Source organism: Bacillus infantis NRRL B-14911, assembly GCF_000473245.1.
In the GTDB taxonomy this organism is placed as follows: Bacteria; Bacillota; Bacilli; order Bacillales; family Cytobacillaceae; genus Bacillus_AB; species Bacillus_AB infantis.
Genome location: NC_022524.1, coordinates 2,275,836 through 2,299,355, shown reverse-complemented (window position 1 = coordinate 2,299,355; position 23,520 = coordinate 2,275,836). Strand labels below are relative to the sequence as shown.

Annotated in this window: 28 protein-coding genes; 14 read left to right on the top strand and 14 right to left on the bottom strand. The window is 44.3% G+C overall.

What is annotated here, in order from left to right:
* Positions 1 to 3 precede the first annotated feature (3 nt).
* The gene (locus N288_RS11440; protein ID WP_009793810.1) at positions 4 to 1,623 is read right to left on the bottom strand and encodes an ABC-F family ATP-binding cassette domain-containing protein; all 1,620 of its coding nucleotides are present in this window, start codon (positions 1,621 to 1,623) and stop codon (positions 4 to 6) included.
* Positions 1,624 to 1,932: 309 nt separating this feature from the next.
* Between N288_RS11440 and N288_RS25670 the strand changes: the two genes are divergently transcribed.
* Entirely contained in the window at positions 1,933 to 2,067 is a 135-nt protein-coding gene (locus N288_RS25670) for a hypothetical protein (protein WP_009793811.1), read from the top strand.
* Positions 2,068 to 2,235: 168 nt separating this feature from the next.
* Here the strand turns inward: N288_RS25670 and N288_RS11435 are convergent, their stop codons facing one another.
* Positions 2,236 to 2,835 (bottom strand): SCO family protein, encoded by a 600-nt coding sequence (locus tag N288_RS11435; RefSeq protein ID WP_009793812.1) that lies wholly within the window; start codon positions 2,833 to 2,835, stop codon positions 2,236 to 2,238.
* A 200-nt stretch (positions 2,836 to 3,035) separates the two neighbouring features.
* A complete protein-coding gene (locus N288_RS11430; RefSeq protein WP_009793813.1) occupies positions 3,036 to 4,520 on the bottom strand; it encodes an aldehyde dehydrogenase family protein in 1,485 nt (494 codons plus the stop codon).
* 534 nt (positions 4,521 to 5,054) lie between these two features.
* Between N288_RS11430 and N288_RS11425 the strand changes: the two genes are divergently transcribed.
* Complete coding sequence (locus N288_RS11425; protein WP_009793815.1) at positions 5,055 to 6,983, top strand: endonuclease MutS2; 1,929 nt, start codon at positions 5,055 to 5,057, stop codon at positions 6,981 to 6,983.
* A gap of 49 nt (positions 6,984 to 7,032) precedes the next feature.
* Here the strand turns inward: N288_RS11425 and N288_RS11420 are convergent, their stop codons facing one another.
* Positions 7,033 to 8,250, bottom strand: a complete 1,218-nt coding sequence (locus N288_RS11420; protein WP_009793816.1) for a NupC/NupG family nucleoside CNT transporter — start codon at positions 8,248 to 8,250, stop codon at positions 7,033 to 7,035.
* A 276-nt stretch (positions 8,251 to 8,526) separates the two neighbouring features.
* Here N288_RS11420 and N288_RS11415 point away from each other — a divergent pair, with 276 nt between their 5' ends.
* The 4 genes from N288_RS11415 (at position 8,527) to N288_RS25380 (ending at position 10,131) form a co-directional block, all read left to right on the top strand.
* Complete coding sequence (locus N288_RS11415) at positions 8,527 to 9,180, top strand: hypothetical protein (RefSeq protein ID WP_009793817.1); 654 nt, start codon at positions 8,527 to 8,529, stop codon at positions 9,178 to 9,180.
* Positions 9,181 to 9,332: 152 nt separating this feature from the next.
* Positions 9,333 to 9,617 carry a hypothetical protein gene (locus tag N288_RS11410; RefSeq protein WP_022543859.1) on the top strand — a complete coding sequence of 95 codons (285 nt, stop codon included), beginning with the start codon at positions 9,333 to 9,335 and terminating at the stop codon, positions 9,615 to 9,617.
* Positions 9,618 to 9,711: 94 nt separating this feature from the next.
* A complete protein-coding gene (locus N288_RS24700) occupies positions 9,712 to 9,819 on the top strand; it encodes a YjcZ family sporulation protein (RefSeq protein ID WP_009793819.1) in 108 nt (35 codons plus the stop codon).
* A 153-nt stretch (positions 9,820 to 9,972) separates the two neighbouring features.
* Positions 9,973 to 10,131 carry a hypothetical protein gene (locus N288_RS25380; RefSeq protein ID WP_009793820.1) on the top strand — a complete coding sequence of 53 codons (159 nt, stop codon included), beginning with the start codon at positions 9,973 to 9,975 and terminating at the stop codon, positions 10,129 to 10,131.
* 39 nt (positions 10,132 to 10,170) lie between these two features.
* Here N288_RS25380 and N288_RS11405 read toward each other — a convergent pair whose 3' ends face one another.
* Both N288_RS11405 and N288_RS11400 read right to left on the bottom strand, forming a co-directional pair.
* On the bottom strand, positions 10,171 to 11,211 hold the full coding sequence (locus tag N288_RS11405) for a class I SAM-dependent methyltransferase (protein WP_410110751.1): 1,041 nt from the start codon (positions 11,209 to 11,211) through the stop codon (positions 10,171 to 10,173).
* Between the two features lie 248 nt (positions 11,212 to 11,459).
* Positions 11,460 to 12,686 carry an MFS transporter gene (locus tag N288_RS11400; RefSeq protein WP_009793822.1) on the bottom strand — a complete coding sequence of 409 codons (1,227 nt, stop codon included), beginning with the start codon at positions 12,684 to 12,686 and terminating at the stop codon, positions 11,460 to 11,462.
* A gap of 381 nt (positions 12,687 to 13,067) precedes the next feature.
* On the opposite strand from N288_RS11400, the gene N288_RS11395 reads away from it, so the two are divergent.
* A complete protein-coding gene (locus tag N288_RS11395; RefSeq protein WP_022543858.1) occupies positions 13,068 to 13,796 on the top strand; it encodes a DUF2071 domain-containing protein in 729 nt (242 codons plus the stop codon).
* A gap of 26 nt (positions 13,797 to 13,822) precedes the next feature.
* Here the strand turns inward: N288_RS11395 and N288_RS25660 are convergent, their stop codons facing one another.
* Positions 13,823 to 13,957: a hypothetical protein gene (locus tag N288_RS25660; protein ID WP_022543857.1), complete on the bottom strand. Its 135-nt coding sequence runs from the start codon at positions 13,955 to 13,957 to the stop codon at positions 13,823 to 13,825.
* On the opposite strand from N288_RS25660, the gene N288_RS25845 reads away from it, so the two are divergent.
* Positions 13,895 to 14,224, top strand: a complete 330-nt coding sequence (locus N288_RS25845; RefSeq protein ID WP_224950341.1) for a cold-inducible protein YdjO-related protein — start codon at positions 13,895 to 13,897, stop codon at positions 14,222 to 14,224. The two genes, N288_RS25660 and N288_RS25845, sit on opposite strands and share 63 nt — an antisense overlap.
* 416 nt (positions 14,225 to 14,640) lie before the next feature.
* Here the strand turns inward: N288_RS25845 and N288_RS11385 are convergent, their stop codons facing one another.
* Both N288_RS11385 and N288_RS11380 read right to left on the bottom strand, forming a co-directional pair.
* The gene (locus N288_RS11385) at positions 14,641 to 14,877 is read right to left on the bottom strand and encodes a transcriptional regulator SplA domain-containing protein (RefSeq protein ID WP_009793826.1); all 237 of its coding nucleotides are present in this window, start codon (positions 14,875 to 14,877) and stop codon (positions 14,641 to 14,643) included.
* Between the two features lie 14 nt (positions 14,878 to 14,891).
* Positions 14,892 to 15,083 (bottom strand): hypothetical protein, encoded by a 192-nt coding sequence (locus N288_RS11380; protein WP_022543856.1) that lies wholly within the window; start codon positions 15,081 to 15,083, stop codon positions 14,892 to 14,894.
* 146 nt (positions 15,084 to 15,229) lie between these two features.
* Between N288_RS11380 and N288_RS11375 the strand changes: the two genes are divergently transcribed.
* On the top strand, positions 15,230 to 16,480 hold the full coding sequence (locus tag N288_RS11375; RefSeq protein WP_009793828.1) for an erythromycin esterase family protein: 1,251 nt from the start codon (positions 15,230 to 15,232) through the stop codon (positions 16,478 to 16,480).
* A 37-nt stretch (positions 16,481 to 16,517) separates the two neighbouring features.
* Here the strand turns inward: N288_RS11375 and pepF are convergent, their stop codons facing one another.
* The gene (gene pepF, locus N288_RS11370; protein ID WP_009793829.1) at positions 16,518 to 18,335 is read right to left on the bottom strand and encodes an oligoendopeptidase F; all 1,818 of its coding nucleotides are present in this window, start codon (positions 18,333 to 18,335) and stop codon (positions 16,518 to 16,520) included.
* A 146-nt stretch (positions 18,336 to 18,481) separates the two neighbouring features.
* Positions 18,482 to 18,616 carry a protein YhfH gene (yhfH, locus tag N288_RS24690; RefSeq protein WP_009793830.1) on the bottom strand — a complete coding sequence of 45 codons (135 nt, stop codon included), beginning with the start codon at positions 18,614 to 18,616 and terminating at the stop codon, positions 18,482 to 18,484.
* A gap of 272 nt (positions 18,617 to 18,888) precedes the next feature.
* Between yhfH and N288_RS11365 the strand changes: the two genes are divergently transcribed.
* Positions 18,889 to 19,734: a LysM peptidoglycan-binding domain-containing protein gene (locus N288_RS11365; RefSeq protein ID WP_009793831.1), complete on the top strand. Its 846-nt coding sequence runs from the start codon at positions 18,889 to 18,891 to the stop codon at positions 19,732 to 19,734.
* Between the two features lie 51 nt (positions 19,735 to 19,785).
* Here N288_RS11365 and N288_RS11360 read toward each other — a convergent pair whose 3' ends face one another.
* On the bottom strand, positions 19,786 to 20,406 hold the full coding sequence (locus tag N288_RS11360) for a hypothetical protein (protein WP_148949471.1): 621 nt from the start codon (positions 20,404 to 20,406) through the stop codon (positions 19,786 to 19,788).
* 186 nt (positions 20,407 to 20,592) lie between these two features.
* Between N288_RS11360 and N288_RS11355 the strand changes: the two genes are divergently transcribed.
* Positions 20,593 to 21,012: a hypothetical protein gene (locus N288_RS11355; protein WP_009793834.1), complete on the top strand. Its 420-nt coding sequence runs from the start codon at positions 20,593 to 20,595 to the stop codon at positions 21,010 to 21,012.
* 29 nt (positions 21,013 to 21,041) lie between these two features.
* Here the strand turns inward: N288_RS11355 and N288_RS11350 are convergent, their stop codons facing one another.
* On the bottom strand, positions 21,042 to 21,245 hold the full coding sequence (locus N288_RS11350) for a DUF2188 domain-containing protein (protein WP_022543855.1): 204 nt from the start codon (positions 21,243 to 21,245) through the stop codon (positions 21,042 to 21,044).
* A gap of 113 nt (positions 21,246 to 21,358) precedes the next feature.
* Here N288_RS11350 and N288_RS24295 point away from each other — a divergent pair, with 113 nt between their 5' ends.
* From N288_RS24295 to N288_RS11345, 3 genes are all read left to right on the top strand, one after another.
* Entirely contained in the window at positions 21,359 to 21,505 is a 147-nt protein-coding gene (locus tag N288_RS24295) for a hypothetical protein (RefSeq protein ID WP_022543854.1), read from the top strand.
* Between the two features lie 70 nt (positions 21,506 to 21,575).
* Positions 21,576 to 21,722: a lmo0937 family membrane protein gene (locus N288_RS25115; RefSeq protein WP_022543853.1), complete on the top strand. Its 147-nt coding sequence runs from the start codon at positions 21,576 to 21,578 to the stop codon at positions 21,720 to 21,722.
* Between the two features lie 297 nt (positions 21,723 to 22,019).
* Positions 22,020 to 22,517 carry a hypothetical protein gene (locus N288_RS11345; protein WP_009793838.1) on the top strand — a complete coding sequence of 166 codons (498 nt, stop codon included), beginning with the start codon at positions 22,020 to 22,022 and terminating at the stop codon, positions 22,515 to 22,517.
* A 69-nt stretch (positions 22,518 to 22,586) separates the two neighbouring features.
* Here the strand turns inward: N288_RS11345 and N288_RS11340 are convergent, their stop codons facing one another.
* The gene (locus tag N288_RS11340) at positions 22,587 to 23,489 is read right to left on the bottom strand and encodes an aldo/keto reductase (RefSeq protein WP_009793839.1); all 903 of its coding nucleotides are present in this window, start codon (positions 23,487 to 23,489) and stop codon (positions 22,587 to 22,589) included.
* Positions 23,490 to 23,520 lie beyond the last annotated feature (31 nt).

Sequence of the window (23,520 nt, the reverse complement as noted above, 5' to 3'; positions counted from 1 at the left end):
TTTTTATTTATACATTTCAGCTACCTGTTTTTGCAGGTCTGTGTTTTCCAAGTATTCATCATAAGTCATTTGCTTATCAACAGTGCCGTTCGGAGTGATTTCAATGATCCGGTTTGCAATGGTCTGGATGAACTGATGGTCATGAGAAGCGAAGATCATGGAACCTTTGTAGCTGGTCAATCCGTTATTCAATGCTGTGATAGATTCAAGATCCAAATGGTTTGTCGGCTCATCAAGAAGAAGCACATTCGCACCGCTCAGCATCATCTTTGAAAGCATGCAGCGGACTTTTTCTCCACCAGAAAGCACGCTGGCTTTTTTCAGCACTTCTTCGCCTGAGAACAGCATTCTGCCAAGGAATCCGCGCAGGAAGCTTTCACTCTCATCCTGAGGGGAGAATTGGCGCAGCCAGTCAACAAGGTTAAGTTCGCTGTTTTCAAAATACTGCGAGTTGTCTTTAGGGAAATACGCCTGTGAAGTCGTGATGCCCCATTTAAATGAACCGCTGTCCGGTTCCATTTCTCCGGTAAGGATTTTGAACAATGCCGTTTTTGCAATTTCATCTGTACCGACAAGTGCAATTTTATCGTCTTTATTCATAATGAAGCTGACATTGTTGAGCACCTTGACACCGTCGATCGTCTTGCTGATACTGTCTACCCTTAAAAGATCATTTCCAATCTCGCGCTCCGGCGTGAATCCAACATAAGGATAACGGCGGGAAGAAGGCTTGATATCATCAAGGGAGATCTTATCGAGCAGCTTTTTCCGGGAAGTTGCCTGCTTGGATTTTGATGCATTTGCACTAAAACGGGCAATAAAGCTTTGCAGCTCTTTGATTTTTTCTTCTTTTTTCTTATTTGCATCAGATGCCATCCTGGAAGCCAGCTGGCTTGATTCATACCAGAAATCATAGTTCCCGACATAAACCTGGATTTTTCCGAAATCAAGATCGGCAATATGCGTACAAACTTTATTAAGGAAGTGCCTGTCATGGGAAACGACAATGACTGTGTTTTCGAAGTTGATCAGGAACTCCTCAAGCCAGCGGATTGCTTTGATATCCAAGTGGTTTGTAGGCTCATCTAGCAGAAGGACATCAGGCTTGCCAAATAGAGCCTGTGCAAGCAGGACTTTTACTTTATCTGATCCTGTAAGATCTTCCATCTTTTTATTATGGAGCTCTTCGCCAATTCCAAGGCCTTTAAGCAGGATGGCCGCTTCAGATTCAGCTTCCCAGCCGTTCAGTTCAGCAAATTCACCTTCCAGCTCAGCTGCCTTCATTCCATCTTCATCAGAGAAATCAGCTTTCATATAGATGGCGTCTTTTTCCTGCATAACCTGGTATAGGCGGGCATGGCCCATGATGACCGTCGTAAGTACCTCATGCTCCTCATACTCATAGTGGTTCTGCTTTAATACTGCAAGACGTTCTCCTGGGCCAAGTGATACATTACCCGTCTGGGACTCGATTTCTCCAGAGAGGATTTTCAGGAATGTCGACTTCCCGGCACCATTGGCGCCGATAAGGCCATAGCAGTTACCGGGATTGAATTTAATATTAACATCTTCGAACAGCTTCCTGTCGCCATAACGAAGACCTACGTTGCTGACAGTTATCATATAGGTTTGATTCCTCCAAAAAAAACAATATCGTAAGAATTATAACACTTTCAGCGTCCAAGAGCGAATCTTTCCAACAGGTGCCTATGAAAAGAAAAAGGCAGAATAAGAAGAAAGGCAAGAGAAAAAGTTTCAGCTGAGAAGAAATGGGAAATAGATAGAGTAAATCAGCTGACTCAGAATGCGTGCCAATTTTTTATAAATAAAATTATCAAAAATTATTCACATTTAATTTGCCGAATGTCATAGTTTTTTCATATTTTTCATGTAAAATGAAAACATACAGGCAAAACAAAGGAGTTTTTTGACATGGCTAAAAAGCAGCTCGTCGATTTAGTTAACCGTTTGAAAAAATCCGGCATAAAGATAAGCTTCACTAAGCCAAAATCTGACTACCTGCTGCACATTAACCAGGCCGGAAAGATATCTTCCTCCACGAACTGAGACTAGAGAGGTACAGGAGACAGGCACATATACAGCTGTCTCCTGTTGTGCAGCCTGAAGAACATAAGAAACATACGAATGAATATACATACAAAAGGCTGACCTGCCTCTCCGGCAGTCAGCCTTTTTCGTGCTTAAGAAAAAATCCAGGCCGTGGGAACCCTGGATTTACAGCTCCTTCAAAATCTTCTTATATACTTCTTTTCTATCAAAACTTTCACCCATTGGGAACTTTTTAATATATTTATTGTCTTTATCCAGGAGATAAACATAGGTGCTGTGCACATAGAAGCCATCCCCGGGATCACGGTACTGAAACTGGAAGGCATTGGCGAGCTCCTGTATTTCCTGCTGGTCTTCTTTCATGCTGTCTCGATCTCCAGTCAGGAACACCCAGTTCCCGTCTTTATTAATTTCAAAAGTGTCCATATACTTACTCAGCACTTCAGGTGTGTCGCGATAAGGGTCAATGGTTACTGTCATGAATTTTACTTTATTGCCAAAAACATGATCTTTCTCCAGATCGCTTCTGAGCATATTCATTTTTTGTGTTGTTGTGGGACAGATATCAGGACAATGGGTATAGATAAATTCAACTAATGTTAAGGTCTGTCCACGCTCGCTGAAATCATAGGTTTCACCATTTTCATTAATTAATGACAGATCTTCAGGAATTTCTGCTGAATGATCCCTGATGACAAAAAAAGCAATCCCTGCAGAAATCCCGGCAATAATAAGGATAGAGCTGATCCAATAAAGTTTCTTCATTTCGTTCCCTCCCACTTAAGAATAGGGAAGAGAAGGAAAAAATGACATGGATATTATGTGAAATTTTAAAAGCAGGAGCAAAAAAATATTCATCCGGCTCCGTGGCATATGGACAGCACTATCTGGGTGATTCGATAATTTCTCAAGTAGAGTTATAAAAGAAAAAAAGGAGCCCGCGGGCCCCTCTTTTAATGATTGGATCAGTTCATTCCGATCCAGACGCTCTTCACTTCTGTATAATTATTCAAAGCGTAGGATCCCATTTCCCGGCCCATGCCAGACTGTTTATAGCCGCCGAATGGGGAGGCTGCGTCAAAGGCATTATAGCAGTTGACCCAAACAGTTCCTGCCCTGAGCTGGCTGGCGATATAATGGGCTTTGGAGACGTCCTTCGTCCAGACGCCCGCCGCCAGGCCGTATTCGCTGTTATTTGCCCTGGCAATCAGTTCATCAAGATCTTCATACGGCATCGCCGAGATGACAGGACCAAAGATTTCTTCTTTGGCAATCGTCATCTCATCACGTACATCGGCAAAGATAGTAGGAGAGACAAAATAACCTTCTTCATATGGCTTATTTCCGCCGACAAGCAGTTCTGCTCCTTCGCTGACGCCTTTTTCAATATATCCAAGGACCCTGTTCTGCTGTTCTGTTGAAACGAGAGGGCCGATCTGCGTATCAGCATGCAGGCCGGCACCCTGCTTGATCTTCTTGGCATGATCGACCATATCGGACACTACATTATCAAACTGCTTTTTCTGGATGAACACACGCGATCCTGCACAGCATACCTGGCCCTGGTTGAACATGACTCCGTTCAATGCGCCTGGGATGGCCTTTGTCATGTCGGCATCAGGAAGGATGATATTCGGCGACTTCCCGCCAAGTTCCAGCGTGACACGTTTCAGTGTCTTGGAAGCCCTTTGCATGATCATTTTTCCGACCTCTGTAGAACCGGTGAACGCGATCTTATCGACCAGAGGATGATCCACAAGCGGCTGGCCTGCTGTTTCACCAAAGCCGGGGACGATATTCACGACTCCTTCAGGGAAGCCCGCTTCCTGGATTAATTCTGCCAGATACAGAGCGGAGAGAGGTGTCTGCTCCGCCGGCTTGAGAACAACCGTACATCCTGTGGCGAGTGCCGCCCCAAGCTTCCACATTGCCATGAGGAGAGGGAAGTTCCAAGGGATGATCTGGCCGACCACTCCAACAGCCTCGTGGCGTGTATAGTTAAAGAATGGGCCGTTTACCGGAATTGTCTGTCCGACGATTTTTGTCGTCCAGCCCGCATAGTAGCGCATATGCTCAACAGCAAGCGGGATATCAGCTGCAGAGGTTTCCCTGATTGGCTTACCGTTGTCCAGGGTTTCAAGCTGTGCCAGCTCTTCTTTGTGTTCTTCCATTAAATCTGCGAGTTTATACATTAATCTGCTTCTTTTAGCGCTGCCCATCTTGGACCATTTTCCTTCATCAAATGCCTTCCTTGCAGCGAGCACGGCTCTATCAATGTCTTCAGGACCTGCTTCATACAGGGTCGCCAGAACTTCACCGGTAGCAGGGTTATAGCTTTCAAATGTTTTCTGAGAGGCGCTTTCCACGAATTCTCCATTAATGAAAAGCTTTTTCTTTCCGGCCAGGAACTTTTCTACTTTTTCCTTCAAATTAATTGTTAATTGGGTCATTGCAATTCCTCCCTGAAATTAATTTATGTAGCCAAAAGCCTATTTTGATAGCGCTTCCATAAACTATGTTAGCATTTACAGATTCTATTATTCAAATAAAAAGAGAACAAATTTTCAGATAATTTTCGACAATATTCTTCTGCGCTTTTTGTCTATCCCTTCAAATTTCTGATAAAAAGAAAAATTCTATTTACTTCTGTGGCCTCCCTTGTATATAATTATATTGTATTAAATAATTTGTTCAGCAAAAGGGGTATGTTGTATGTTAGGTGCCGTTCTTAACTAAACCGTTAATCAAATACGGTCATTCCGGGGCTCTTTCTTAAAAGATTAAGGAAGGGAACTTTTATTTAAGTGTGCCCATGGAATAGAGTTAAGAACTCGGTCATAGCCTGCAGCATTTTCTATCAGTGGAAAGCTGTGTTCTTTGAGCACAGCTTTTTTGAATACTGATATATGCTGAATCCTATTTTTGGGAGCCGCAATGATATAGTTCATTGCGGCTTTTTGTATTGATAAAAAGGAGGAAAAAAATTGAATTCACACACTTATGAGTCTTTAGATTTCCATGTGGTAAAAGAAAATGCGGCTCAATTCGCTTTGACGGAAGGAGGAAGAAAAAAGATACTCAGCATGGAGCCATCCTTTCTAAAAGGCCAGATCGAAGCACTGGCAGACGAAACTGCTGAGGCAGCTGCAATTCTTAAAACCGGAAGCAGTGTCCCCATCGGCAGTATGAAAGGGGTTGAAGCCCTGCTGTCATCATTCCACAAAGGAATTGTGCTGCGGGTAGAACAGCTTAGCAGGCTATATGAATTTCTGCAATCCTGCAAGAAGCTTAAGAAGTATATGAAAGACAAGTCTAACCTTGCTCCAAGAATATCTTCCTATATACTCTCTGTTGACGATCTGCCTTTCCTTGCAGAAGAACTAATGCGCTGCATCCGGAATGGGGGGATAGATGACCATGCCAGCAAGGACCTCCTGAAGATCCGCAAACAGATTGCTATCCAGGAAGAAAGGCTTAAGGAAAAATTGAACCAGATCCTGAAATCAGCTAAATATAAAGAGGTTTTGCAGGAGGGGGTAGTCAGCCAGAGGAATGGCCGGTATGTGGTGCCGGTAAAGAAGGAATACAGGTATAAGATCAAAGGGTCAGTACTGGACAGAAGTGCTTCAGGTTCAACCCTTTTTATTGAACCTGAAGAAATCGGAGCACACCAGGACCAGCTGAATTGGCTGCATTCAGATGAAGAGTCGGAAATCCTGAACATTCTCTTGTACTTGACAGGGCTGGCGGAGGATAAGCATGAAGAAATCAAGCTGGCGGCCGAGACAATGATCCATTATGATATCGTTTTTGCAAAGGGAAAATACGGGCTGGCGATTGAGGGCATCCCAGTTTGTTTTCAGGATGATCAGTCTTTCCGCCTCCTTGATGCCAGACATCCTTCGCTGGGGAGCTCAGCAGTCCCTCTAACTATAGAGCTTGGACAGAGCGGAACTACAGCCCTTGTGATAACGGGACCGAATACAGGAGGCAAAACAGTTGCCATCAAAACGGTCGGCCTGCTCGTCCTGATGGCTCAATGCGGTCTGCTTCTCCCGGTTTCCCAGGGAAGCTCAATGGGCATATTCCAGAAGATCCTGGTTGATATAGGGGACGGCCAAAGCATTGAAGAAAACTTAAGCACCTTCAGCTCCCGGATAAAAAATATAGGCGAAATCTTAGAAGAATCCACTGCTGACTCCCTGGTGCTTCTGGATGAACTTGGCTCAGGCACTGACCCGGGGGAGGGAATGGGGCTGGCAGCAGCTATTCTGGAGCAGCTGCACAGGAAAGGAGCTGCTATCCTGGCAACAACGCACTATAAAGAGATCAAATCTTTTGCAGAGCATCATGAAGGCTTTATAAATGGAAGCATGGAATTTGATCTTGCCACCTTAAAGCCAACATACAGGCTGAAAATAGGAGAGTCAGGAGAAAGCCAGGCATTTGCCATCGCTTTAAAGCTTGGAATCCATCCGAAGCTGATTGAAAGGGCCCATTACTATTCATACGGGATAGAGAAGAGCTATCCACAGGAACTTTCAGATGATACAGCAAAGAAAAAGATGGAGAGGCAAATATTTGTTCAGAAGCACGAAAAGAAAAGAGAGAAGACAGCAAAAATAGAAAAGCCTGCCGCCTTTAAAACAGGTGACAATGTACTCTATACAAGTACAGGTGAACTGGGGATTATCTATAAAGGACCTGACAGCCGGGATCAATATATTGTGCAAATTAAAGGAGAGAAAAAGGAGATCAACTCTAAAAGACTCAAGCTGTATATTAAGGCAGAGGAGCTATATCCGGAAGAATATGATTTTTCCATCATATTTGATACAAAAGAGAATCGGAAAGTTCTGAAGCAGATGGGTAAGAAGCATGTAAAAGGTTTAAGTGCAGATGCTGATGATTAACATATAAAAAGAAAGGAAAGAAGCGAAGGCTTCTTTCCTTTTTGCATACTTACAAAAGCATTCCTGCAATTGCTGCGCTCAGCAATGAAGCCAGCGCACCCGCTACGACTGCTTTGAATCCGAGTTTAGCGATATCGCCTCTCCGGTCGGGAGCCAGGTTTCCAAGACCGCCAAGAAGGATGGCCATGGATGAAATATTGGCAAATCCGCATAGAGCGAAGCTGATGATGGCTGAAGTTTTTTCAGACAGATTCCCGATTTCAGGGGCAAAGGAAGAATAGGCCACAAATTCATTCAGAACAAGCTTTTGACCGATATATCCCCCAGCCTGAACCGCTTCTGACCACGGAACACCCACCGCAAATGCAATTGGCGAGAATACATAGCCGAGAATCATTTCAAGAGACAGATTGTCTGCACCGAATAGCCCGCCGGCAAAGCCGATCAATCCGTTAATCATAGCAACAAGCGCTATGAACGCCAAAAGCATGGCACCGATATTCAATGCAAGCTGAAGGCCGACACTGGCGCCTTTTGCGGCTGCATCTACTACATTGACAGATTCTGTATCTTTCTCAATAGTAATCTCTTTATCTGTCTGTGATTGTTCTGTTTCCGGAATCATGATCTTTGCTAATACCAGGCCTGCAGGAGCAGCCATGAAGCTGGCAGCAAGGAGATATTCCAGCGGCACCCCCAGCAGGGAGTAACCGATAAGGACTGAACCTGCAACTGAAGCAAGTCCGCCCGTCATGACAGCGAATAATTCCGACCGGGTCATCTTACTGATGAATGGACGGACGATGAGAGGAGCTTCTGTCTGGCCCACAAAAATATTTGCTGCTGCAGAAATGGATTCTGCCTTGCTTGTCCCCAGCAGTTTTGAAAGTCCTCCGCCGATAATCTTGATAACCCACTGCATGACACCAATGTAATAAAGAACAGAGATTAAAGATGAGAAGAATATGACAGTCGGCAGAACCTGAAAGGCAAATACCATCCCAATATTCGTTCCATCGGCAAACAGGCCGCCAAACAGGAAGTTGATTCCTTCGTTCGCATAGCCTACGATATTGTTCACCGTTTCAGTGAGCATCTCTAGTGCTTTTTTCCCCGCATTCCATTTTAAAACAGCAAAAGCAAAGATAAGCTGTATGGCAAGTCCGCCAGCTATCGTCCTTAGATTGATCGCTTTTCTGTTTGAAGAGAAGAGAAGTGCGATTCCAAGAACGACTGCAATCCCAAATAGTCCCCAAAGTAAATTCATCAGTTCCACCCCTTAACAACTAATAGTAATCTCTAGCTTATAAAAATCTTCATAAACGTCTTCCAAATGTTGTATGAGAACAGACGTCAGACATCCAACTAATTTACCTGTTTCATTTTAACATGAATCCGTTTACAGTCCAGTATTTTGTTTAATAAAATTGTTTAGAAAATTAATACATGGATTCTATTTTCCATATTCGCTTTTGCGGAAAATTAAATATGGTTAGTCTGAGCAGGTTCAGGGAAACAGAAGAAAAAACAAAGGGGGGATTGGATGGATCCTTATTTTTTCGGTATTTATGCTATCATTTACACTCTGCTGCTGGTTTGGGGAATTTTTCTTTTATTTAAAAAGGGAAGGCCCACATACGGAGATGTGCTGCTAGTTGTGATTGCCGGCCTGATCTATGATAATAGCATCCTTGCAGCAGGACGGATAGCCGGAGAATCTGACATGCTTCTGTCTCTCAATAGAATGCGATTTATTTTACATGCCGCCGCAACACCTCTCCTCGTTCTCTTTGCCTGGTATGCTGCAAAAGAATCGGGTGCAAGGGTGCTTGATCAAAAGAAAAGCCTGGGGATTGCCTGGATCATAACCATTGTATTAATGTCTATAGAATTCTTTGCCATCAGGAATCTTCAGCTTGAGGCAGTAACTGAATACGGGGTGCTGAAATATGCACCATTGCATGCTCACGGTCCTCCAATAATGGTGATCGGTGTATCGGTCTTTCTCTTGATATCCGGAGTTATTGTCTGGAAAAAAACAGGCTGGTTCTGGATGTTTGCCGGAATTGCTATTATGGCTGCAGGAAGTGCTGTACCATTTGATCCAGGCAGTGCTGCAGTTACGAATCTGTTTGAGCTAATCTTAATTGCCAGCCTGCTTTTGACAAAAAAATATTTGGATAGGAATGCCGTATAAAAATGCGGGGCAGAAATTGCTCCGCACTTTTTTTCGCAACATATACTGGTCCAGCTTTAGGAATATCCGCACTTGTCCCCGGACGTTTGTCCATTAGCTGACAGGCCCTCCTGCATATGATGTTAGCGGACAACATATCGGAGGTGATTGAAATGTCAAGAAGCTATTACAATCAGTGCAGAGGCGGCATGGGCCGAATGGTGCGGATCCGGACTGTGCATGGAAGAGAGCATGTGGGAGTTATTGAACGTGTTACACCTTCAAAGGTTTTTATCAGACCTGCAGGCGGCAGGAATTACGGCGGCCACGGCTATGGAGAGTTTGATGGATTTGCGTATCCTTACGGCTGGGGCTGGGGCTGGGGCTGGGGAGGCTTTGGCATCGGCATTGCGTTCGGAGCAATTGCTGCTTTAGCTTTTGTCCCATTTCTATGGTAAGAGCTCAATTAAGCACAAAGATACTATTAGCCCATTCAAAACAGTCATCCTTCTCATACAATACCCTAGGTCGTGCATAAAGGGGGTGCAATGAATGAGCGGTGGAGCTGGATACGGCTACGGCGGCGGGTTTGCCCTTATCGTCGTGCTTTTCATCCTTTTGATTATTGTTGGCGCTGCTTATGTTGGGGGAGGCTTCTAATCCTTTCTGCATTTGAGCAAAAGGAATCTGTTTTCAGGCAGATTCCTTTTTGCGTTTTCCCCCTAAACCATTCTTGCTCGCATGGATGATCTCCCTGAATTAAAATCCTGAAAAAGAAAACAATATAATGACAGCCTCAAGGAGGGATTCATCATGCCAAAAGAAGCACAGGATGACATGTCACAATACAAAATGCCGGATGCGTTAAAGAAACAGCGCAATTCATCCTACCAAGTCGGCTATACCGCTACAACAGGCAATCAAACCGGCGGAGAACCTGAAGTGGGCAAAAGGGCAGACTATAAGAATTGACTTGAATCAAGCTGCGCTATGCAGCTTGATTCTGTCACTTTATCTTGCTCTTGCTACAATGCCATTGTGCACTTTTATAATTCCGTGCTGAAGAATTTCCAGTCCGTTTTCATACATATAAAGCCCCATCTGTTCGACTGTCATAAGCTCCCGGTACGTGTGGTTCATAACATCGGCCATTATTTCATAATAAAGCTTGGACCTGAGCTGTGCTCTTGGAGTCGTCATAATGATATACCCTGATGGTTTCACAAAACTTCTGTGCCAATCGACCACCTCGGGCTTTAATTTGTCAGGGAAATGCTCCAGCAGCCCCACGCTCAAGACAATATCAAATTCCTTCCCATAAGGCAGATTCCTGATATCCTCCACTACATAGTCAATTTGGAAATCATTTTTGTAAAAAGCTTTTCTGCCCCCTGTTTGTTTATTTTGGCCAAGGAAGGGATATGATTCCGGAAATTCTTCAAAGCGTGCATCCCTGCAAAACGGATCATAATCCACCAGTACTGCTTCTCCGCCTGGATACATGGCAGACAGCTGCATTGCTTCATATCCTTCTGCAGCACCTAAAAACAGGATACGGGGTTTTTCAAGGTCCAAGTTGGCAAATAGGCCTCTTTTTCCGCGCGGATCCCAAATCCCATCCTGAATCCTGTGAACATAATTCCATAGTGACAGCCTTACCAGCTCGCCCAAAGCTGATTTCGCTGCACGGGGCTTCATCATAGCTGCATTTTTCAAGAATTCCTTCTTAGACCTGTCCATTTCGGCTGGGACATCCTTAACAAACCACTGATGAAAGGAACGGTTGAACATTTCCCAGGATGTATGGACGGGAAGTTCCTTTTCATGCTCCCTTTCCCAGTCATGCTTTTCTTTTGCAAATGATGTCACTTCGTACGGCTTCCCGATGTCTTTCCACGAGAGCAAGGACCAATCCTTTACAGTGTTCATCTTAATGAATCTGCCGGCCTGCTTTTCCGTATACTCGCGCATATCCCTCCTGTAAGAGGGAAGGAGAGAGGTTTCCTCCTTAATCTCATCTGCTTTTATTTCGGTTTCAAGCAACAATACCACCCCCGTTTGTAAGCGTTATCAATATTTATTCAACACAGGAAATGTCAATCCCTTTAATAGGCGGAAATAAAACGACTTTCCTATGGCTTTACTGCTTCATATTGTGATGGGACCATTTAGCTGGATAATCCTCGTGACTAATAGTGTGTTTACAGGTCTGTAAAACTTGGTTTCACAAAAATGATCTAATCATTAGCAGCAATGACACAAAAACCGTCTAAAGATAAACAGAGCAGGATATCCTGCTCTTAAATCGCCGCAGCCATCTTTTTTCTTTCTAATGTTAGAGCCGCAAACAGGAAGGAAAGCGCTGCTGCAAAACGAACAGCAGAAGTTATGCTCATAGCCGATAACATACCGAAATGATCAAGCAGGAACACTCCGAATTGCGGGGCGATAAAACCGACAAGGGATGACAAAAAGTTATAGTTGGCTATATAGCTGGTCCGGTTTTTTTCCGGCGAAGCATTAAGAAGCTGATTGAACAGTAGCAGATTAGTCCCCGAAACAAAAAGGCCGATCCATAGATTGATTAGCGTCAGGTAAACAAGATTGGATGAAGCGACTGTAAGGAGCGGGGCCGTTGCCATGCCAGCTGCTGCAATGAATAGGATAAAGCTGTTGCCTTTCCTGTCCGCCGCTTTAGCCCACCATTTAATGCTGACAATCTGGGCCAGCTGGTTGGTTACAGAAAACAGGGAAAGCCACAGGGCAGTAGCTCCTGCTTCCTTTATTTGATATATGCTGAAAATGGACCATGCCATCTGGGCACCAAAATTAAATAAAAGTCCGCAGACAACAAATGTAAGGAATGGCTTGTGCCTGAAAACAGCTAATGATAGTTTCTTTGTCTTGATGCCCTCTTCCGGCTTTTCTTTTATCACCGGGCTTTCTTTATGCTTAAAAAGGTAATAAACTTCAAGCAGCGCAAAGAGGAAGCCGAGCACAAAGAGAAATTGATACGGAAAAGGGGAACCTTGGTCATACTGCTGCAGGAAAAATCCTGTCCCGAAAGTTATAAACATGGCAGCAATTGTATTAAGGCGGTTGCGTGTGCTAAAGAAATCACCGCGTCTTTTTTCAGGGACCAGATCTCCGATCATGGACTGCCAGGACAGTCCGGAAACAGCTCCCGGGAAATTGAGCAGACCAATAAGCCCAACAAGAAACCATGGCGCATATTCCTTTGGCAGGAAAGGTACAAATAAAATCAGCATAAAAAGAAATCTTGTCGCAAATGTAGAAGCAACAGCCACCCTTTTTTTGCTCCGTGAACGATTGATCCAAACTGCTCCAGGAATGATGGCCAGAAGGCCGATGATAGAAGGAAGGGAACTGATCAGTCCCATCTGCTGATTTGTTGCCTCAAGAACACTGATGGCCAGTAGGGGGATGTAGCCGTTGACCGCATTCGTAGAAATAGTAGAAGCCAGGCCATTATAGATGCTCAGCTTTTCATTTTGTGTATATTTCAATTCTTAATCTCCTTTTTCCTTTTTCGTTGCCGCAATGGATTGTATGCTTTCGCTTCTCAAAAAACAATACATTTGGCATAAAAAGGGTAAAAGGTGGGACCTTCTCGATTAAGAACATAGACCTATTGAAGGACTTATGTCACATGACAAAAACGGTGGGCAAGCGGACCTGCACTTGATGGCCAGGGAGAATATGAATATGTTGCTGATCCTAAACCGAATGCCGAGAAGCCATTTCTGAACCCGGCTCCTAAAAGCCTTCATAATACGCTGCCGGAAGACTTAAAAAATCAATAAAGAAAGAGTCATGGCCCGGGGTATCCAGCTCCGGGTTTTTTCCTGCAGCCGGGGAAAATATGAAAAAGCAGCAGGAGGATCAAAATGAGCGTATTCAATGTAATCAGCCATAGACCCTACCCTCTTCCAAAGTTACCCTGGCTAATGACGCAGACTTGGACTGATGTGGTGTTTGTCCATTGGCCAGTGGAGGCTTCTTCCATCAGAAGCTCTGTGCCTGATGGTATGGAAATAGATATTTACGGAGGCCAGGCATGGATCAGTGTAGTTTTTTTTTCTCTGAAGGAAGCAGGCTTGATAATCACCCCGAGATTTTCGCTAAAAGAAAAAGTCCATGAAATGAACGTCCGTACCTATGTGAAGAGAAATGGAAAACAGGGAGTCTATTTTTTCAGCCTTGATACGAATTCCCTGCTCAATACAGTTGGTCCGAGACTTGCTTATTTCCTCCCATATTTTTGGGCTGATTTGAAAAAAGAAAGAAATAATGAAAGCTTAACCATAAAAGCTGCCAGGAAAAGCAGCCATCGTAAATACAAATGCAGCTTAAGCACCTGCGGACAAACATACACAGCTGAAAAAGGGTCACTTGATGAGTGGCTGACTGAGAGATATTGTTTATTCAATAGAATAGGGGGGCGATATTTAAGGACGGATATCCATCATAAAAAGTGGAGATTGATGCAGGCGGAGGGCAGGGCAGCAGAGAATTCCTTTTTACCGCCGGAGCTTGAAGGTGCAGCCGCAGAAACACCTATCTTCCATTATTCCAAGAGCCAGACCGCCTTCATATGGCCATGGATGCTGGATTAAAAAATAACAGCCGTCAAATGCGGCTGTTATTTTTTCCTGTTCTGATGCATTTCTGCCAGCTGCCTTTTGACTTCGTTGTACGACAGTCCCGAAGCTGCATTTTTTTTCTTTACTTCTTCAATATCAGTTCCTGCAGCAGTATACCTTTTATTAGACTCCAAGCATATTCCCTCCAGTTCTTTTTATTTAACAGGTTAAAAAGGCAGAACCTGCACATACTAGAAAAAAAGGAGGCGGTTCCAATTTTTTTCAACAAGAGAGCACAAGAAGAAAAGCCAGAAGATATCTTAATGGATACTGAAGTATACTCCTGCGCCGGTGAATCCTGCAATGGGTGGATGAGGAAAGATTTCGCATCCGATGACTTATTATGCCCCCTTTGCGGAACAGGTATGACTGCTGAAATAAGAGAGCTTCCAAAGATTTGATGCTGCACGATTAATGGGAAGAAGCCTGAACCTTTGTCAGGCTTCTTTTTGTTGGCATAACGCAGAGTATTTATGCCGTGTTCCTGGAACAAGGCATTTCCGCTTTTCTATTGTCCAGCTCCGCCGGCTAGAGCCTCGAGTCATAAGCTACTTTGGAACCGAAGGCAAAGAACGCCTCCAATTCCAAAGCGTCTTATGCTGGGCCCGCAGGACGCGGGTCATGCAGGCGTTGCCACAGGACGTGGCGTCTTTAGCCTGCGTTCCTTAATCCGAACAGCCGCTTCCGCTTTTCTATTTGTCCAGCTCCGGCGGCTAGAGCCTCGAGTCATAAGCCACGCAAGGATTAAAGGCAAAGAACGCCTTTTATCCTTGCGCGTCTTATGCTTGTCGGCTCTGGGCAAGCCGCCTCCGCTTTTCTATTCATAATGTTCTTCAAATGCTTTTTCTGCGGCGGCTTGTGAGGTGAACAGGGCGTCGTCGTCCTCGATTACGTGAAAGGTTTCGTTTAGGAACAGGGCATACGCGTTGGGATCTTTGGGATGCTGGACGATTTCTGCTGCCCGGATATTTGAGACGGTAGGGGTATGGGGGTTGTTATATATAACAAATACCTCGTCCCCGGCTTTTACTTCTTTAGGATTGATCATATCCATATTGGCATTCTCCTTTATAAGTTCTCGTTTTGCTGTCCAATTTCGCCTGCAGCTATGATGCTATTGGCTGTTTCCAGTGATTCATGCTCATTGACAGAGTCTCCGGGCGTATTTCTTTCGTTTATCCCGCGAGCATCAGTGTCTATTGTCATTTCAGGCTCAGAAGGTGCAAAATTCTTAGGGTCTTCTGTTTCTTTCTCCTGCAAGTATATCCCCTCCTTTTTTCGAACCATCTATTTAAAAGTTTTTCCTGATGTATCTCCACTATGCATTACGACCAAATTAAAGCAGAGGCTTTAGGATCTGAGCAGCCGGGAATACGCATAACAGATAGAAAAAAAGGAGGCAGGGAATGTTTAAAAATAATGCAGAAAGAATAATCTCAGATATCCAGAACCACAGCATTAGGATTGATAATTTTAATGACTTGGATGCAGCAGCAGAAGCTGCCGGCAGCTCCCAGTTCGTCCTACTTGGGGAAGCGTCCCATGGAACATCTGAATTTTATACCTGGAGGGCAGAGCTGACGAAGAAGCTTATCGGACAATATGGCTTCAAGGCCGTCTGTGTTGAAGGGGACTGGCCCTCATGTTTTGAGGTTAACAGCTATATCAAATCGTATAATCAGCGCCTGCCACAGGATGTACTGAAAGCAGCATTTAACAGATGGCCGGAGTGGATGTGGGCCAATCGTGAGATCCAGGACTTTATCGTATGGCTCAGGGATTATAATGAGCAGGCAAAAAAAGATATGATTGGCTTTTACGGTTTGGATGTCTACAGTTTATGGGAGTCCATGGAGGAAATCATCCAGCATCTTGAAAAAGACAGCTCCAATGATGCAGAAGCTGCCAAAAAAGCTTTTTCGTGCTTTGAGCCTTATTACAGGAATCCTGAGGACTATGCGGTGTCATCGGGCTTTTATGGAGAATCGTGCGAGGAAGAAGTAATGGAGCTGCTGTTAAATATCCGGAGAGACTTGGCAAAATACCCTCCCCAAAATGAAACGGCGCTTAACCTTTCAGTCAACAGCCTTGTTGCCCTTCATGCAGAAAGTTATTACCGGTCAATGGTAAAAGGCGGCGCTGAGGACTGGAACATTAGGGACAGACATATGGTCAGCGCAATTGAGGAAATCATTAGATACTATGGTGAAGCTACAAAGATCGTCATCTGGGAGCATAATACGCATATCGGTGATGCAAGAGCAACTGATATGGAAATGCATGGGATGACGAATGTCGGCCAGATTCTCAGGGAGAGGTATGCCGGCAAAGTATTTGCGCTCGGTCTGGGAACATACGACGGGACTGTGATTGCCGGACGCAGCTGGGGAGAGAGAAGGGAAGTGATGCTTCTGCCTCCTGCAGCAGAAGGTAGCTGGGAGGATTTGCTGCACCGGGCTGGTGCACATAATAAGCTGATTCTCTTCAGCAGCGAAAATCGCAGCCTTTTTCAAGAAACGATTGGACACAGAGCGGTGGGAGTCGTATATAATCCGGAATTTGAACTCAATGGAAATTACGTTCCTTCACAGATTTCCGACCGGTACGATGGTTTTCTTTTCATTGACCGCACTTCTGCTTTAAGACCTCTTGACTAAAGAGGGTGAGCCTGAATCAGGCTCACCCTTTGTTTCATTATTGATAGCTGTCCGCCAGTTCATCAACAAGAGAACCGACAAAAGAAACAGCTTTCCTGATCGAATCCGGCTTGCTCATATCAACGCCCGCGTCCTTGATAAGCTCCAGCGGCTTTTTCGTTCCTCCGGCTTTCAGTACATCGATCCACTGTTCAACGGCAGGCTGTCCTTCTTCCTTGATCCTTTGTGCAACAGCAGTTGATACAGTCAATCCCGCAGAGTAAGTATACGGGTACAGACCCATGTAGTAATGAGGCTGCCTCATCCATGTCAGGCTTGCCCCTTCATCGATTTCAACTGAACTGCCCCAGAAGTCTTCAAGCACCTGTTTCTTCTCCCTGGATAATAAAGCAGCCGTCAGGGGAACCCCTTGCTCCGCCAAAGCATAGACTCTTCTCTGGTATCTGCCTTCCAGGAGATGTGTAACAAAGTTATGATAATAGGTTCCAAGTAGCTGAAGGATGACCCAGCGCTTCATCCGCGGATCTTCGGTGCCTTCCAGTAGATGCTGCCCCAGCAGAAGCTCATTGATCGTCGATGGCGCTTCTACAAAATAAGTGGAAGGACGGGTATTCATAATACGCTGATTTTTATTTGCCAGGTAGAAATGGCCGGCATGGCCCAATTCATGGGCAAGCACGAATGCACCGCGCATTGTATCTGTCCATGTGATCAGAATATACGGGTGCGAGCCGTACGGGCTTGAACAGAACGCACCTGTCGATTTGCCGATATTATCTGCAAGGTCCACCCATCTGTCTTCAAGGCCTTTTTTCATGATTTCTGTATATTCTGGCCCCATCACCTGAAGAGCTTCCAGGATGACTTCACTGGCAGACTCATAGGTGGTGGCCGGGTTGAATTCCGGGTCAAGCGGCGCCTTAAGGTCAGCAAATGTCATCCTATCAAGTCCGAGTACCGTCTTCTTCAGTTCAGCATACTTGCGCATAATAGGGGCCAATTCTTCTCCGATGATATCAAGCTGATTGTGGTACATTTCCTCTGTAACCTGCTGAGGCTCCAGCAGCATTTCTGTTGCAGATTCATACTTTCTCGCCCGGGACAGAACGACCTGCCGTTTCACTTCTGCTGAATAAGCGGCAGCAAACGTGTTTTTATACTGCTTCAGTGTATCAGTGAAAGATTCATAAGCAGCTCTTCTTGTATGTGTATCAGGCGAAAATTCATAACGGTCTTCAAACAGGGCAAAAGAGTTTGGCAGTACATTGCCCTCCTTGTCCTTAAATGAAGCGAACTGCATATCTGCCAGCTTGCTGTTTTGATAAACCTGATATGGAGAGGCATGTACCTCGCCAAGTGAGGCAAGGACTTCTTCAGTCTCTGGGCTGAGCTTATGTTTTTTTGTTTCAAGAAGCTCTTCAAGATTTTTTCTGAAGGCTTCCAGCTCTGGCTGTTCTTTTATGTATCTCTCAAGCAGCCCATCTTCAAAAGCCAGGATCTCGGACTCAATGAAAGAAAGGGCGGAGTTCACTTTTGCCCGGAGTGACGCTGCCAGCGATGCGTTGGACTGATTGTCAGGATCTGATCCATCTTCAGATTGGCGCAGGGAAGCATAGGTTCCGGCCTGGACCATCCTGATGGAGTAAGCTTCCTGTGCCAGCAGGCATTCCTTCAGGACAGCAGAGCCGCTGGCAAGCCTGCCTTTATATGAATCAAACCGGGACAGGTCAGCCTCCAGGCTTTCAAGCTCACTCTTCCAGTTTTCTTCCGAAGAGAACAAATCATTTAAATTCCATGTAATAGCCTCAGGGACCTCTGAGCGTGCTAGTCTTTTGACAAGTGTTTTTTCAGTCATTTATAAAAAGCCTCCTTTATATAAAACGGGAAGATGTTTCGAAACCCTAAAGAAATTATACTTCATCGGAAGGCATTTTCCTATCCTTTATCTAAATATTTTTAATCTTTGTACATGAAAAAACGGGCTAAGCCCGTTTCCGATTACTACTCATGTTTTTTAGCCAGGCATCTGTCGCATTCCAGCAAATAGGCTTCTGCCTGTTCTTCCATATGTTCGCCGCATTCCGGGCATTCCTTCTTCGGAAGGTTCCTGAAAAATTCAACTGGGTTCTTAATCATGATAATTCCTCCTTTTATAATACAACTAATTTAAATTGTTTCTGTTATAGTACAGTATACCTTCAGTTGATTTATTTGTGAAGGATAAACTGCAAATTTTTTAGATTTTTCCACCCAATACAAAATTTAGGTAAAAATTCGAGAAGCGAAATATGGCTGTTAAATGCTTGTCATGAACGTAAAGGATTTATTATCTGCCTGTTCTTTTTCTCAGAATATTTCATGCTATGATAGATTCCGTTAGCGAGAAATAGCTATCAGGAGGTAATCAGATGAAAAAACAAATTTTATCATTAGTGGCTGCAGCAGCCGTGGCCGGAGCAGCCGGAGCCAATGTACAAGCAGATGAAATTTCCGTAGAAAAGGGAGATACCCTTTGGGGGCTTTCCCAAAAATATGAAGTAACAGTAAATGATATTAAGCAGTGGAATGATTTGTCTTCAGACATGATCAGAGCAGAAACCACTCTTTCTATTTTTCCAGAAAAAAAATACATAATTAAATCCGGGGATACGCTATGGGCTATAAGCAGGAATCATGGCGTTTCCGTCAGTGATTTAATGCACTGGAACAATCTGTCGTCAGACTTGATCTACCCTGAACAGGCCCTTGTCATCCATCCGAAAGGAAGCATAAAGGAAAAACCGGCAGCACCAGCGCCTAAAGGGCAGGAACAGACTGAAAAACAGCAGGCCGTACAAGCTGCTGAAAAGTCTCCTGCTCCTGAAAAAACAGCCCCTGCTGAGTCTAAGCCTGCTGAAAGCGAAGGTACTGTAAGCACCCAGCCTGCTCCTGAAGCCAGTGCACCAGTAGCGCAGGAAGAGGTCGGCAAGGAAATCACCGTTACTGCAACCGCCTATACTGCCAGCTGTGAAGGCTGTTCCGGCGTAACATCTACTGGAATTGATTTAAATGCAAATCCAGATCAGAAAGTCATATCGGTAGATCCCAATGTCATTCCTTTAGGTTCCAAGGTATATGTCGAAGGATATGGCAATGCGATTGCCGGAGATACAGGGGGCAGCATTAAAGGCAATAAAATTGATGTATTTATCCCGACTAAAGAAGAAGCAATCAAGTTTGGCAGACAGACATTGACGGTCAGGATACTTGATTGATATATGTAATGTAAGAAAGAGGCCGGATACACCATTCGGCCTCTTTCTTTTTTATACTATTGTCCTTTCATCTTCCTCTTTTTGCGTTTGTTTATCTTTAATCACGAAACGCTGCACAGGCTGTGTCAGCTGATAAAAGCGGTCTTCAAGAAAATTGCTGACAGCAGCAAATCGATCATGCATGCCAGAACGCAGATCTTCGTAATGCCTGCCCAGTTTCTGAAGCAGATCCTCCTGTTTATCCAGACGTTCCATAATGGTCAGATGGGTCATTTCATGCAGATCTACGAGAGAATCCACTTTATTCTTCAATTCTTCGTGTTCTTCTAAAAGGCCGTCAGGCGGAAGCAGATTATCCATCTTTCGGGAGAGTTCCAGCATCATCGCTTCCTGGATAATTTGCTGGTCATTCCATTTCTCCTGCCGGGCACTTTTCTGCTCCACGCTTTCTGTAAGCTGCAGGTGGTGACTTTCCATCATTTCGAGCCGCTGAAGGATTCTCAAGCCAGCTTCTTCCTGCTTTAGCATACATTCTTTCAGCTGTTTTAAATAAACTTCCTCCAGCCCGGCCAGGTCCTCAGAATGCCGCTCTGCTGCAGCAAGCATATCGGCCTTAAAAGATTCGAGTGACCGTGAGACAGCCTCTCTGAATAGACTGTTTTTGTAGATCACCTGATTCCCGCGGGCAGACACTTCCAAATTCTCAGTAAATATGATGGGCGAAATTCCTGAATTAGCATGGTTGCTGATAGGGCACAGCTCCTTTCTGATTTTAGGTTATCCTATGTAATGATTGCAGAAAAGCTGCAAATAATAGGCAGGTGACCCATTCAGGGAAGAACAGATCGGGAGGCGGATATGGAAATATTTTCTTTTGATGAAGGCAGTCAGGCTGACATTGCAGGAACCATCATGATTTCGCCTGAAGAAAGATCTTTTTGGCTGGCATTTTGCACCTTCAATATCCACTGGAGGGGGGAAGTGATTCAAACCAGGGATGATATTCTAATAGGTGAGAGGGAGCAGCTGAAAAGGGAGTACAGCATTTTTCATGATCTTTATCAGCAGCTTTTGATGCAGCTGCCGTGGAAAGATGCATCTGGTCTGAAAATGAATCTAAAGCTTGACGAAGGGCTGCTATACTTGATCTTTACGGAGATGGACACTTTCAGGGAATACTGCTGGGAAGCTGGGGACACAGAAGGGGAAGAACTTTGCAGCTCTTACAGGATACTTCTAAAGTCGCTGATTGAAGAGGATTTAAACAGCAAAAGATAAGCCCCGCCATATTAGGCCGGGCTTTTACTTTATTGAAATAATTTTTCGTCGATGACCTCATGATTATCGTCCATTACGGTCACCTTGCTCGGCTTATTTTCTTTAGCCATCTTTTCAGCTTCTTCCACTGCTGCCGTTCGGCTGCCGAATTGTGCTGCAGGTGCTGCATCTTCCAGCTTGACCAGCCAGAGGTTTTCATCCTTATTTGGTACAACTGCATATTCTTTAATCATATAAAAAACTCCTTTCACTTTCTTAATGGTTTTTTTCCCTTTCCGCACCCTGCTAAACCGGGAATATGATTTCTCTGAAAGGAGATAGTAACATTAAAAAGGGAGTGATTAACTTGCCTGAGGATAAAAAAGAACCGACTATGGCGCCGGGCATTGATGACAGTGACGAACTGAACCAGGATGCTTCCGCACAGGAAAGGCAGAAAGGCGAATATACCAATGTGACTGCATTAGTTCTGGATGAAGCGGATCCAAGCTGATAACACGTGTGTTTATGCTAAAGTATCAAAGGGTATTTGAATTCTACCATGAATAGAAAGGAAGATAATGATGCTGAAATTTATCATAGGGGCACTTTTGGTGCTGTGGCTGCTTGGCTTCATTTTTAAGATTGCAGGAGGGATCATCCACATTCTCCTCGTAATTGCTGCTGTTCTGCTCGTCATCAATCTTATCAAAGGAAGAAGAACCAGCTAGATAAGGCCTCCAGGCGGAGGTCTTTTTTGTTAAACATTCTTGTTGATTTTGGGCTCATTTCATCACAGCTGAAATGAGCCCAAAATCAACAAGGTACACTAACACAGGATTTTTTGTATTTAAATATTAAATATTTACTCTATTCATAATATTTAAAAATTATTTAGAAATATCTTTTTGTTTCGACTTTCGAACAAAAAAGGGTTGAAAAAAGTATGAAAACTAGTTAAATTATAAATTGTCAGTAAATAACCTATTTTTAAAAAAAGGGTCAACAGAAAAAGGAGAGAGAGAAGAATGAAAAAATTTATGGCATTATTAATGGCTTCCCTTATGACTGCCGGCTTGGCAGCGTGTTCCGATGACACGTCTAAAGAGGCTGACACCGAAAAGGACACTTCAGCCGCCGAGACTGAAACAGCTGAACAGGCTGACAGCAGCAAAGAACAAAAATCTGCGCTCCTCAGCTACCAATCTGAAGTCACCAAGCTGATCCGCAGTACTGAGGCATCTTTTGCAGAAGAAGGCAAAGATCCTGCAGAAGCAGCTTCTGCTTTTGAACCTGGTTTAGACGGAATTGAAATCCCTGAAGAATTGAGCGACTATTCTGCAGATATCGAAGGTGCATCTGACAGCCTCGTTCAATATTTCACAAAAAAAGGCGAACTTCTTAAGGCCGGGTCAGAGGACCTTGCTGAAGCTGAGACATTCAAAGAAGAGTATATTGCGGGCATGACCAAGGTCTTTGAGGGTGTTGATATTTCTACTCCAGCTTTCAAAGGCATGTTCCAATAATCAGAATGAAATTCTAGCAGCATCAGAAAGGCCGGTCCACTCTTGTGGCCGGCCTTTCGGTTTGTTCAGTTATGGAACATCATGACCCATGGAGCTTTGAAGGATTTCAAACCACTGATGGTTGTCCAACTTCAGTTTCATGCTATTAACTGCTTTTTCAATTCTTTGCTTTTTGCCTGATCCAATGATCGGCATAATCCGTGCCGGATGGTTCAGAAGCCATGCATAGAGAACCTCATCAATGTCACCCGCTCCTATTTCCCCTGCTATATTTTTCAGGGCAGCCTGAAGCCTTTTTGCCCTTTCATCCTGAGCGGAAAAGATCCTTCCTCCCGCGAGAGGGGACCAGGCCATAGGAGCAATTCTTTTTTCCAGGCAATGATTAAGTGTCCCATCTTCGAAATTTTCAAGATGATAAGCAGAAAGCTCAATCTGATTTGTGACCAGCTGAAACGGCAGATAAGATTGAAGCATATCAAATTGGTGGTTTTTAAAGTTGGAAACGCCAAAGTTTCTGACCTTTCCCGCTTTCTTCAGTTCAATGAAAGCCTGTGCGGTCTGTTCAGGATCCATGAAAGGATCAGGACGATGGATAAGCAGTGCATCCAGATAGTCTGTCCCTAAATTCTTTAAAGAATAATTGACCGACTCTATAATATGCTCACGGCTGGTATTATAGTGGTGTGATTTATGCTGCGGCCTGTTGGGTGATTGGAGGACGATTCCGCACTTAGTGACAATCTCCATCTTTTCCCTTAATTCAGGCTTCAGAGCAAGCGCTTTCCCAAACAGATCCTCACAGGTGTAGCCTCCATAAATATCGGCATGGTCAAAGGTTGTGATGCCCATCTCCAGGCAGTATTCTATAAGCGAAAGTGTTTCCTGGTCTGACTGTTTCCAGTCAGCAAGCCTCCAAAGACCATGGATGATCCGTGAAAAAGATAAATCCTCATTCAGTTTTATTCTTTCCATTTTATACAGCTCCTCATGAGTAAAGTTAATA